This window comes from Paracoccus marcusii, from assembly GCF_006151785.1.
Lineage (GTDB): Bacteria > Pseudomonadota > Alphaproteobacteria > Rhodobacterales > Rhodobacteraceae > Paracoccus > Paracoccus marcusii.
In genome coordinates, this window is sequence record NZ_VDDD01000105.1 from 1 (window position 1) to 12,106 (window position 12,106).

The 12,106-nt window shown below is 61.6% G+C and carries 10 protein-coding genes and 1 pseudogene; 4 read left to right on the plus strand and 7 right to left on the minus strand.

The window, feature by feature from the left end:
- Positions 1-8: 8 nt before the first annotated feature.
- Positions 9-142 (plus strand): annotated as a pseudogene (locus FHD68_RS14340) (IS5/IS1182 family transposase); the annotation flags it as partial.
- Between the two features lie 55 nt (positions 143-197).
- Here FHD68_RS14340 and FHD68_RS14345 read toward each other — a convergent pair.
- The 7 genes from FHD68_RS14345 to FHD68_RS14375 form a co-directional block, all read right to left on the minus strand.
- Positions 198-1,253 carry an aldo/keto reductase gene (locus FHD68_RS14345; RefSeq protein ID WP_139086061.1) on the minus strand — a complete coding sequence of 352 codons (1,056 nt, stop codon included), beginning with the start codon at positions 1,251-1,253 and terminating at the stop codon, positions 198-200.
- Positions 1,254-1,274: 21 nt separating this feature from the next.
- Positions 1,275-1,934 (minus strand): dihydroxyacetone kinase subunit L, encoded by a 660-nt coding sequence (locus tag FHD68_RS14350; RefSeq protein ID WP_045983562.1) that lies wholly within the window; start codon positions 1,932-1,934, stop codon positions 1,275-1,277.
- Positions 1,935-1,945: 11 nt separating this feature from the next.
- Positions 1,946-2,947 (minus strand): dihydroxyacetone kinase subunit DhaK, encoded by a 1,002-nt coding sequence (locus tag FHD68_RS14355; protein ID WP_139086063.1) that lies wholly within the window; start codon positions 2,945-2,947, stop codon positions 1,946-1,948.
- Between the two features lie 16 nt (positions 2,948-2,963).
- A complete protein-coding gene (locus FHD68_RS14360) occupies positions 2,964-4,010 on the minus strand; it encodes an ABC transporter permease (RefSeq protein ID WP_208863777.1) in 1,047 nt (348 codons plus the stop codon).
- Positions 4,007-5,554: a sugar ABC transporter ATP-binding protein gene (locus tag FHD68_RS14365; protein ID WP_139086065.1), complete on the minus strand. Its 1,548-nt coding sequence runs from the start codon at positions 5,552-5,554 to the stop codon at positions 4,007-4,009. Before FHD68_RS14365 ends, FHD68_RS14360 begins: the two co-directional genes overlap by 4 nt.
- A 92-nt stretch (positions 5,555-5,646) precedes the next feature.
- Positions 5,647-6,663 (minus strand): substrate-binding domain-containing protein, encoded by a 1,017-nt coding sequence (locus tag FHD68_RS14370; protein WP_208863778.1) that lies wholly within the window; start codon positions 6,661-6,663, stop codon positions 5,647-5,649.
- 36 nt (positions 6,664-6,699) lie between these two features.
- Positions 6,700-7,707: an ABC transporter permease gene (locus FHD68_RS14375; protein ID WP_208863779.1), complete on the minus strand. Its 1,008-nt coding sequence runs from the start codon at positions 7,705-7,707 to the stop codon at positions 6,700-6,702.
- A 189-nt stretch (positions 7,708-7,896) separates the two neighbouring features.
- Here FHD68_RS14375 and FHD68_RS14380 point away from each other — a divergent pair, with 189 nt between their 5' ends.
- From FHD68_RS14380 to FHD68_RS14390, 3 genes are all read left to right on the plus strand, one after another.
- Complete coding sequence (locus FHD68_RS14380) at positions 7,897-8,934, plus strand: LacI family DNA-binding transcriptional regulator (protein ID WP_139086078.1); 1,038 nt, start codon at positions 7,897-7,899, stop codon at positions 8,932-8,934.
- Between the two features lie 259 nt (positions 8,935-9,193).
- Positions 9,194-11,254: a calcium-binding protein gene (locus tag FHD68_RS14385; protein ID WP_139086069.1), complete on the plus strand. Its 2,061-nt coding sequence runs from the start codon at positions 9,194-9,196 to the stop codon at positions 11,252-11,254.
- A 223-nt stretch (positions 11,255-11,477) separates the two neighbouring features.
- Positions 11,478-11,666 (plus strand): hypothetical protein, encoded by a 189-nt coding sequence (locus FHD68_RS14390; RefSeq protein ID WP_139086071.1) that lies wholly within the window; start codon positions 11,478-11,480, stop codon positions 11,664-11,666.
- Positions 11,667-12,106 lie beyond the last annotated feature (440 nt).

Genomic DNA, 12,106 nt, shown 5'->3' on the forward strand with positions numbered 1-12,106 from the left:
GCTGCTAAAAGAGGTGCAGTTGGATCGAGATCATGTTTGGCAGGCTGGAGACTGGCGCCGCATTGCCATCCGCTACGACGGGTGCCCGAAGGTCTTCCATTCCGCCATCGCTCTTGCCGTAACCGTCATGTTCTGGCTTTGACGATCGAACAATCTTCAGCATAGGATCTGGACTTGGCTGGCGATATCGTACCGACTCAGGGGTTTCCAGTTTCTAAGTCGACCGATTTGTCTGCCGGTCCGAACCTGGGCGACGCAAACTGCGACTGGTGCCAAAGCGGATAGATTTGTGGTGGGCGACTGACCGCATTCAGACGTGCCAGGTCGTCTGGCGATAGAGTCAGGTCCAGGGCCCGAAAGTTCGCCTCGAACTGCGCGGTCGAGGTTCCGCCAACAACCAGAGACGCAACGGCGGGTCGCGTCAGCGTCCAGGCCAGGGCGATCTGCGCGGCCTCGACGTCATATGCGGCGGCGATGTCATTCAGGACATCGACGATCCGCCACAGACGCTCCTGATCCCGGATGGGCGGTTCAGACCATCCGCGGTCCTGACGGCTGTCGGGTGCCACAGGCTGCTGCCGCGTGTGCTTTCCGCTGAGAAGGCCCGCCGCCAGCGGGCTCCAGACGGTGACGCCGATGCCTTGGTCCACCGAAAGCGGCAGAAGCTCGTATTCCGCCTCGCGCGCTTCCAGAGTGTAATGAATCTGCTGAGTGACGAAGCGCTGGAAATGGCCGCGGTCGCTGGCCATCAGCGACTTCATGATCTGCCAACCCGTATAGTTTGAACAACCAGCATAGCGGATCTTGCCCTGCCGTGTCAGGCTGTCCAGCGCCTCCATCGTCTCCTCGACCGGGGTCTGGCCGTCCCATTCGTGGATGTGGTAGATGTCGATATGATCGCGACGCAGCCGCTTCAGCGACCGCTCGCATTCGCGGATCAAGTGCCAGCGGCTGGCGCCCTCGTCGTTCGGCCCGTCCCCGATTCTCATCCGCGCTTTGGAGGAGATCAGGATGTCCGGGTTGCGGTCCGCCAGCACCTCACCTACGATTTCCTCTGACAGGCCTGTCGAATACATGTTTGCGGTGTCGATCAGGTTGACCCCGTGATCGGTGCAGCAATCGATCAGCCGTGCGGCCTCGGTCACGCCCTGGCTGGCGATGGCGGCAAAGGGCCCCCGGCCGCCGAACGAAAAAGTGCCCATGGACAAGGCCGAGACCTTCAGTCCGCTGCGCCCCATGATCCGGTATTTCATGCCGCTCTCCTTGCCTTGAATTCAGGTTCCGACGGGCCGTGCCGCGCCATGGCTGACGAAATCCGCCATCGTATGGATCAGGATGACCGCAACGGTGCTGCCGGCATCCTGGATGCCGCGGGTCTTTTCCTGAAACGCCGCCGCCTTGCCGTGCTGGGCCACCAGGTCCCTGGTCCGCTCCAATGCGTCGACCGCGACGGCATGTGCGTTGTCCAGCGCCGTCGACAGCCCCGTGCCCGCCTTGGCATCGGCCTCGACGCTCATGGCGATCGGGTCGAGCACGTCCAGGACCGTCTTGTCGCCCACCTGCGCGCGGCCCCGCTGCGCGACGCCGTCGCGAAACGCCCGCCAGAATAGCGCCATCTGTTCAGTTCTCAGGTCGTCGCAATCCTTGGCCGAGGCCGAACCGCGCAGAAAGCCGGTGGCCATCAGGGTGCCCATCGTCGATGGGGCCGCGCGGGCGATTGCGGCACCGGCTGCCTTCAGCTGTGCTTCGATCGGGGCGTCGCCTAGTTCGGACACCGCTTTGTCGGCGGCGGCGAAGCCTTTGGCCATGGTGAGGCCAAGATCGCTGTCGCCGACCTGTCCGTCCAGTGTGATCAGAGCCTCTTTCTGGTCTGCAAACACCTTGGAAAGGCGTGCGAAAAGTTGCGGAATGTCATGCGCCGTCAGCCTGTCCATCGTCCCCTCCCTCACTGGGCGATATGCTTGAAGAAGGGCGTGTTCGCGCCCATCGCGATCAGCGGCTGCAGTTCGTCGTCCATTTGCAGGACCGATATGGACGCACCCGCCATCTCCATCGACGTGGCGAACTCGCCGATGAAGACATGTCTGATCCGCGCACCAGCCTGATCCAGCACCTGCGCCGTGCGGCGATAGATGACGTAAAGCTCCTCCAGAGGCGTAGCCCCCAGCCCGTTGATCAGCACCGCGACGTCCTTTTCCGTCTCATAGCTCTGTTCGGCGAGGATGCGGGACATCATCTCATCGACCATCTCGTTCGCGGGTGTCAGTGTCTTGCGGGTGATGCCCGGCTCTCCGTGGATGCCCATGCCGATCTCCATCTCGTCCGCGCCGATCTGAAAGCTGGGCCGACCGACCTCGGGGACGATGCAGGGCGACAGGGCCACGCCGATTGTCCGAGTGCGCGCGCTGGCCTTTTCGGCCAGACGTGCCACCTCGTCCAAGGGCTTCATCGCGGCGGCGGCGGCCCCGGCAGCCTTGTAGGCAAAGAAGATCCCGGCGACCCCCCGCCGCTTGTGTTCCTCGCCCACGACCGAAGACGCGACATCGTCGCGGCCCAGCACGGTCATGGTCCTGATACCCTCCAGATCGGCCAGTTCCCCGGCCATGTCGAAGTTCATCAGATCGCCGCTGTAGTTTCCGTAAAGGTACAGCACCCCCGCGCCCTGGTCTACATGACGGGTCACGTCCAGCACCTGCTCGGATGACGGCGATTGAAACACACCGCCCACGCCCGCGCCGTCCAGCATGTTCTCGCCCACGAATCCCAGGAATAGCGGCAGGTGGCCCGAACCGCCGCCGGTCACCAGCCCGACCTTGCCGGGCACCGGATTGGTGCGCACGAAACAGCGCAAGTCGTCACCGACATGCGTCACCTCGGGATGGGCAAGATAGATGCCCTCCAGCATCTCATCGACAAAGTCTTCGGGATTGTTAAGGAACTTCTTCATTGCTCTACTCCGGGTATCAGGTGGTGGTCTTGCGGTCGCGCAGGACGAAGAACGCGGCGGCTAAGAGGATGAAGGCGCCGACGACGACGCGCTGCCAGGTGCTGGGAATGCCGACCAGGACCAGGACGTTGTTCACGACCGTCACCAGAAGGACACCGATGACCGTGCCCAGGACCGACCCGGTGCCGCCGGTGATGCGCGCCCCGCCCAGGATCACGGCCGCGATGACGATGATCTCCGTCCCGGCAAAATCGAACGGATTGGCCATCCGGTTGGCCGAGGCCTGGATGACCCCGGCCATGCCCGCCAGCCCGCCCGCGAAGGCAAAGGCGAAGACTTGGACCGCGCGGATGTTGTAACCCAGCCTGGCGGCGACATCGGCCTTGCCGCCCACGGCAAAGATGGCGCGGCCCATCAAGGTGCGGTTGAAGACGAACCAAGTGAGGACGGCGGCCAGCGGAAAGCTTAGGAAATAGACCGGCAGGCTGACGGTGGCGCCGCCGCGCGTGGTGATGTCCACCAGCGACCATTGCCCAAAGGCGACCATCTGCGACGGCATCTCCATCAGCCAGACCGTTCCCACGAACACCAGCAGGATCCCGCGAAAAACGTACAGCGTGCCGATGGTGACGATCAGCGCGGGCGCGCGCAGCTCATGGACCAGAAGGCCGTTCACGATGCCCAGCACGATGCCCGTCGCGACGCACAGCACGACGATCAGCGCCATCGGCATGCCCGGGAACACGTTCAGCACCAGCGTGCTGATCCCGTACATGGCCACCGCCCCCACAGCGGGAAACGACACGTCGATGCCGCCCGAGGCCAGCACGGTGAACACGCCCAAGGCGAACAGCCCTGTCACGACACTGGCCCGCCCCATGTCGATCAGCGATGACGGCTGCAGGAAGGCCGGGTTGATAAGGGCGACCGATGCGCAGATCGCGACCAGCAGGATCAGGCTGACTGCTTCTGGATGGGCGCGCAGGAACGCGAAGACGCCGGCGGTCGGCGCGCGTTCGGGGTCGGTAGATGGACTGTCGATCATGTGCGGCACCACGGTCATTCTGCAAGCTCCGCCTGGCTGGCAAGCATGGATTGATAGATGCGGTCCTCGTCCACCTCGATGGCGCGAAGATCCTCGATGATGCGGCCTGAATTCATCACCAGGATGCGGTCGCAGTTCTGCAGCAGTTCCGGCAGGTCGTCCGACACGACCAGCAGGCCGATGCCGCGATCGGCCATTTCCTGGATCGCGCGAAAGATCGTCTCCTTGGACCCCACGTCGACGCCCACGGTCGGCCCGTGCAGGATCAGCAGCCGCGGATCGATGCTGAGCCAGCGCCCGATCAGAACGCGCTGCTGGTTGCCGCCCGACAGCGCGCCGACCGGCAGGTCGATGTCGGCGGTGTTCAGGTTCATCCCGGCAGCTATCCCGCGGGCGGCGTCGCGGCCCTTGCGGCGGTCGATCAGGCCAAGGTGACCCGCGATTCGGCCCAGGATCAGCGGCACGGCATTCTCGAAGATGGATTTCTCGATGAACAACCCTTCGGACAGCCGATCCTCGGGGACATAGCCGATGCGGTGGTCAATGGCCTCGGAGGGCGATCCGATGCGCACCGGCTGTCCGTCCAGAAACAGGCTGCCGCTGTCGGTCGACAGGTGACCGGCCAATGCCATCGCCAGCTCGTTCCGACCAGAATCCGACAGGCCGGTTATCCCGAGGATCTCACCGCGGTGCAGGGTGAAGGAGATGTCGCGAAACGCCTGTCCGTGGCCCAGCCCCTTTGCCGTCAGCAGAACCTCGGGCTGGGGGGCGCCGGTGCGGAACCGCACGGCCTCGATCTCGCGCCCGGTCATCAGCTCGGCCAATCTGGCGCGAGAAAAGCTCTCTATCGGGCCTTGCGCGACGCTCAGCCCGTCGCGAAAGACGATGGCGTCGCCACCGATCCGATAGCACTCTTCCAGCTTGTGAGTCACGAACAGCACGGCGACATTCGCATCCAGCAGCCGGTTGACCACCTCAATCAGCGTCTCGACCTCGTGCCGGGTCAGCGACGTGGTGGGTTCGTCCATGATCACCAGCCGCGCCTCGGCGGCGATGGCGCGCGCAATCGCGACGCGCTGGCGGATCGCCAGGGGCAGATCGCCCACGACGCTGTTCAACAGCGCCTCGACCGGGTCCAAGCCCACCTTGCCAAGCGCGGCGGCGGCGGTGGCATAAACGCGCGTCCGGTCGAGCAGCCGCAGCAGCCGCCCATGCCCGGCCACAAGCTGTTCGCCAAGGGCGACGTTCTCGGCCACGGTCAGGTTCGGCAACAGCGACAGGTCCTGATAGACCGTCTCGATCCCCGCCTGCAGCGCTGCCATCGGCGACAACTTGGGGACCAGTTCCCCGTCCAGCAGGATGCTGCCTTCGGTCGGGGCATGGGCGCCCGACATGATCTTGATGACCGTGCTTTTGCCGCAGCCGTTCTCGCCTAGCAGATGATAGGCCTTTCCGGCCTCGATGGTCAGGTCCACCCCGGACAGGGCGCGCACACCGCCGAACCGCTTGTGGATTCCGCGAAGTTGCAGGAAGGGCGGGGTGGAACGGGTGGGCTCGGTCATCGGAAAAGGCTCCGTTGGGACAAGGTCGCGGGGTCGGACCGCCCCGGGTGCAGGCTGGCTGCAGCCGGGGCGGTCCTTGTCATGGTTCGAGATCAGAATAGGCGTTCGGCGTAGGTGTCCTTGTCGACGATCACCATGCCGTTGCCGACAACCAGCTTTCCTTCGCCGGCGCCCTGCGTGACGGACACCGCCTCATAGCCCTCGACGCCAAGATCCATGCCGTCCTCCAGCTCACCCCCCTCCAGCAGGATGCGGGCAACCTCGTTCATTGCCATTCCGGCCTTTTGCGGGTCCCAGAACCCGATAGCCGTGATGGCGCCGCTGTCCAGATAGGCCGCTGACGGGTTCGGCAGTCCGGTGCCCACAAGACAGACCTGACCGGTCAGGCCGGCCTCCTCGATCGCGCGACCGACGCCAAGGACGTCGTTCCCGGCCGAGGTCTGAAAGCCCTTGATGTCCGGATGCTTGCGCAGGATCTCCTTGGCGGTCTCGTAAGTGCCGTTGGCATCGTCAAAGGACTCGTTGTTAGGATCGACCAGTTCCATGCCGGGATACTGGGCGGCATTCTCCTCGCCTGCGCCGACCCACTGCATGTGCGTGCGGCTGCCCAGAGACCCTACGAAGGTCGTCCATTTGCCTTCTTGACCCATGCATTCCGCCAGCCGCTCGTTCAGCGCAGTGCCGTACTCGGCGTTGTCAAACGCCTCGATGTTGGCCATCGTGTTGACCTGGTTGTCGGCCTCGTGCGTCACGACGATGGTCCCCCGGTCGATGGCGCGCTTGAGCAGCCCCTCCAACACGCCCGGATCCATGGGTACGATGGCCAGTGCGTCGGTGCCTCGCGCCACCAAGTCCTGGACAATCTGCAACTGCTGAGCAGAGTCGGCAGTGGCAGGCCCGACCTGAGAAATCGTCATCTCAGGGTGCTGCTCGGCATATATCTTGACCCCGGTCTCCATCCGGTCGAACCACGGGATGCCGCTGATCTTCACGACGGTGGTGATGGCCTTGCCGTCCTGCGCCCATGCCCCTTGGCCGGCCACCCCCATCACGGTGGTAAGAAGGGCGGCCTTCAGGCCGGTTGTCAGCGCGCGGTGTTTGGTCGTCATTGTCTGTCTCCTCCGAAGAAAGCCCTCATCCTCCCATCATTCCGCGGCGCGAGGGGGGTGCCGGGAAGGTGCGAACGCGGCGATCCTGTCGGTCAGATCGAACCGCGCCACGGCCAGGAAACACAAAAGCAGGATGCCCCAGGCCAGATCTCGAACAAAATTGGACAGCCCGATGAAGTTCAGCAGGCTGGACAGAAGCTGCAGCACGACGGCTGCCAGGATCACGTTCACGATGCGGCCGTGGCCACCCTGCGGACGGACCCCCGCCATCACCGCGATCAGGATCGCGACCAACAGGTACGACGTGCCATAGTCCCATTTGACGTTGACGTTGCGCGCCGCGATGATGATCCCGGCGATCCCCGCCAGCAGCCCCGATATCGCATATGTGGTGGTGATGATCCGCACCCCGCGGAACCCGCTGTAGACCGCCGCCTTGGGGTTCGCGCCAGTCAGCATCAGGCGCATCCCGTACGGCGTCAGGCGCAGTACCACAGCCAGCACCGCTCCGATCGCCAGGAAAATCAGAAAGCTGATCGGCATCCCGAACAAGACCCCGTTGCCCAGCTCGTATAACGGGTCCGGAGAGCCGATGGTCAACGACCGCCCGTCGGACAGCACGACCGCGACGCCTGTGAACAGCATCTGCGTGCCCAGGGTCGCGAGGATTGGCGTGATGGCGAACCGGGAGATGATGATGCCGTTCAGGATGCCCGCGATCAGGCCGACCGTCATACATCCCACGGCAAAGACCACGGTGAACAGCATGGGGGAAGTGGCGGCGTCGACCGTCGCAATGGCAAATATCCCCGCGGCGACTCCGGACATGTTCGCGTTCGCGATGCCCGACAGGTCGATGCCTCCGTTGCCCGCGCACATCGCCAGCATGACGCCGATCGCCAGCAAGCCGATCTCGGGCACCTGTGTCGCCATTGACTGCAGGTTGAACAAGGACAGGAACGCGCCGTCGGACACCAGCCCGCCGAGGGCCAGCAGGACGACGGTCAGGACGCACAGTACCGCAAGGTTCGCATCGCGTTTCACCATTTCTCCTCCCCAGGATTTAGTAAAACATTCGCTTGATTTAGTAAAACGCTAGCAGCAAGTTGTTAGTCATGCAACGGATTTGTCAGGGCCCTCGCGGTTTGTCGAAACGGGGGGTCACAGCAGCCTTGGCCTTGGGGCGGTCTTGTATAGAAGGTGGTCTCGACCAGAGGAGGGGGCGTGCAAAACATGGACAAACCAGTCAGAAAGCCCGCAACCCTTCGGCAGGTGGCCGACATGGCCGGCGTGTCGGCCACGACCGCGTCGCTGGTTCTGAACGGCAAGGGCGACATCACGCAGGTCACCCGCGATCGGGTGCTGGCTGCGGCGATGGCGCTGTCCTATGCTCCCAGGCCGTCCAAGACTAAGGCCGACGCGTCGCAGACAATTCGCTTCCTCAAGGTGTCAAAGCATGGCGACACGGTAAACCGCGACCACAACCACTTCATCTCTGACTATATCGACGGCATGTCCCACGAGGCCACGCGCCGGGGCTACAACCTTGAGGTGGTGGCCCATGACGGCGTGGACATCGCGGCCCTGCTGGCCACGGGTGGTGACGGGCGAGGTCAGATCATTTTGGGGACCGAATTATCCGAGGACGACATCCTCAAACTGTCACAAGGTCAGCAGCCAGTAGTGTTCATCGACACTTATTGCCTGCACGTGACCGCGAATTTCGTCGACATGGACAATGATCAAGCCGTCTTCTGCGTCGCGTCGCACCTCAAGGCGTCCCGGCTCGACCGGATCGGCTTCGTCGGAAGCCGTTCCGACGTGACAAATTTTCGGCTGCGTGAACAGGCGTTTTCGCGGGCCTGTAAGCAGCTGGACATCACGGTCGGGGAGCAGGACATCCTGCATGTGTCAGCGCGGCGCGACGGAGCCTATGCCGAGGCCAAGCGTCACCTTGCCGGGCAGGACAGTATCGCCCACGCCTATTTCTGCGTGAATGACATTGTGGCCCACGGCCTGATGCGTGCCTTGCAGGAACTGGGGCATCGCATCCCAGAGGACGTTTCGGTCGTGGGCTTTGACAACCTGCCTATGAGCAGCCTTTTGTCCCCGGCTCTGTCCACGATACACGTCCCGAAACGCCAGATCGGCGCAATGGCGGTCAGCTTGCTCGACGGCGTCATCAACGGTGGTCACACCCAAGCTCCGACGAAAGTGCTGGTGACCGGTCGGCTGATACTCAGAGAGAGCAGCGCAGTGAGAGTAAACTAAGCGCATCGATGGGTAATTATGTCCCTCTACGAGACTGCTTCTCTCTTGCAGATCAAACCCTAACTGTGACATGGGCGCGGAGGACTGTACAAACAGCGAACCCGAACAATAGATCAGGAAACATTTATAGTCTCATGGTCATCAAATAGATTTTAAAGTGCGCAGTGCTAATTTTTTATAACGGAGTGGCCTTGATCTACTTCGCCTCCACAAAGGGCGCTTAGAGAGCGTGCTCAGACGGTAGAAAGTAGGCCGATAAATGCCCTCAATCGATATCGTTAAAGTAGACGATAATCCGCACGAAACCATCGGCGGTATTCGCGAAGACACGGCCTCGCGAGGGGTTGATTTGGAAGGCGCTCAAATCAAAGCTGTATACGCTGACGGATCAGTAGAAAATTTGAGATGGCACGCCCTGGATGCGTATACATACGGCGGCGCTACCGGTACCAGCGTCGATATGTCCTTCGGTTTTGATTGGCATGAGTTGGTAGCAACAAAGCTCCTCGCATCGCTTAAAATAAATCTTCAGCCTGCCAACTCGGTATTCGACACGACCCTGGACAGTGATGATCAGTCCGGTGGCTCTACCCCAGGGTCATTGAGTGGCTTTCCTTTCAGACTGGCTCCAGAATATGAAGAGATCGCCGGAAACCTGATCGCAAGTTACTCAGGGATCGTAAGTATCTCGGGAAATGAAGCAGTCGGTGACATTTACACAACGATGGTGATTGATTTCACCAACCTCTATGCGGGCGGCCTCCTGGGCGATCTGAGGTGGAATTCGGACATCGATACCATGAGGGTTTCCGGTGACCTGGTATCATCCAACCAGGGCAATGATACGTTGGTGGGCGGAGCCGGAAACGACACCCTAGACGGGGGGCACGGCACCGATACGGCCGACTATCTGAGCGCCCCGGGCGATGTTCTGGTCAATCTCTCAATGGCAGGTCCTCAAAATGTCGGCGCCTCCCAAGGTCGTGATACCTTGATCAGCATCGAGAACCTGATGGGAAGTCGTTTCAACGACATCCTGATCGGCTCAGCCGATGCGAACGTAGTGGTAGGCAACGAGGGTGATGACCGTATCAACGGCCTTGCCGGAAACGACGTCCTGGAGGGTGGTGTTGGCGATGATACGCTTGCCGGAGGTCTTGGAAATGATACCGTAGACGGGGGTGTTGAAGTTGATTGGGCTACGTTCATGGGCGAGAGCCGGGCGGCAAGGCTCGATCTGTCGATAACCGGTCCGCAAGCCACAGGCCATGGCGTCGATGTGGTCCGGAACATCGAGAACATTCACGGCGGGGCAGGCGACGACTTCCTCCTGGGAAATGCTGAGGCCAACGTGATCAGAGGCGGATACGGGGCGGACACCATTCACGGTAGGCAGGGTTATGACCTGCTTCAAGGCAACGCCGGCAATGATACTCTCAACGGCGGTTTTGGAAACGACACCCTGGACGGGGGTGTTGGAGTTGATTGGGTCACGTTCATGGGCGAGACCCGGGCGGCAAGGCTCGATCTAGCGGTGACCGGTTCGCAGGCCACAGGTCACGGCGTCGATGTCATCCGGAACATCGAAAACATTCACGGCGGGGCAGGCGACGACTTCCTCCTGGGAAATGCTGAGGCCAACGTGATCAGAGGCGGATACGGGGCGGACACCATTCACGGTCGGTATGGCCATGACCTGCTACAAGGCAATGTCGGCAATGACATTCTCGCCGGGGGCTTTGGAAACGACACCCTGGACGGGGGTGTTGGAGTTGATTGGGTCACGTTCATGGGCGAGACGCGGGCGGTAAGGCTCGATCTAGCGGTGACCGGTTCGCAGGCCACAGGTCACGGGGTCGATGTCCTCCGGAACATCGAGAACATTCACGGCGGGGCAGGCAATGACCACCTGCTCGGCAATGCCGGGGCCAACCTGATCAGAGGCGGATACGGGGCGGACGCCATTTACGGTCGGTATGGCCATGACCTGCTACAAGGCAACGCCGGCAACGACATTCTCGCCGGGGGCTTTGGAAACGACACCTTGGATGGCGGTGTCGGAAATGACCGCATCAGGGGCGGCGCAGGCACTGACACCTTTGTTTTTAGGAGCGGATCTGACCACGATGTCATTCTTGACTTTCAGGATGATATCGACACGATCCAGCTTCTTGATATTGAAGTTGCGAACTTTGCGCAGCCTCGTTCCTACGCTTCGGAAAGCGGATCCGCTGTTGTCCTCGATTTCGGCCACGGCGACGTCCTGATCATTCACAATACAACGATAAACGCGCTTGGAAACGACCTTGTCTTTGTCTGATGGGGCGGGGTTTGTTGCTGCGGCTTAACCTTGAAATGCGACACAGGCGCTGACTTATTCTGATCTGAGCGGGTGGAGACATGGGCCGTCGCAGCCGGCCCGGATCAGGCGGGTGATCTGCAGAAGTGATAGCTTGGATCTGACATACTTCAGGATGAGGTGTTATGCGCCCAACAACCCCCGTGTGAGCGATCGCGCGGGGGTTGTCTCATGAGGGTCTGCGGTGCGCCGCATCTGCGATCTGTTTTTCATGACGCAGGGCGGCGGCGTGCAAAGCCTCCTCCAGCCTTCGGGCCAGCTCGATCAGGTGGGGCGGGATGTCTGTCATGACTCCGAACCGGACCAGCGTGCCAATGTTCCCGACAAATCCGTGTCCTGTTCGGCGGGTCTGAGCAACGCACTGTCCAGATGATGAGGGGACCTTCGAACAAGGTGAACGAAGGTCCCCATGAAGAGAGTGCGTTTGCTCTTCATGGGCAGAGAACAGAACCCGTTTGAAGATGTTCCTGCCCTTTACGAATTGAGCATGGGTAGGAGTGTGAGTGGGAGCATGGGTAGGAGTGTGAGTGGGAGCATGGGTAGGAGTGTGAGTGGCAAGAAATGGAAGTGTGATTTTTTATACCCCCTAACGCTGCTGATTGCCTGGTTCGAGTGTCGCGAAACTGTCAGCGCCGCACCTCCAGATGCTCTAAACTGAGCGTGGTTTCCTTGATAAGGCAGGCCATGTCCGACGCCCGTCAGGTCCCCGATCCGTTTCCTCTCGATTTGGACGTTGAGGATGTGACCTGCCACGGGTCTTTCATCCAGCCGCGACCGGAGTCCAAGGGTTGTTTACGCCGATTGGCGCAGGTT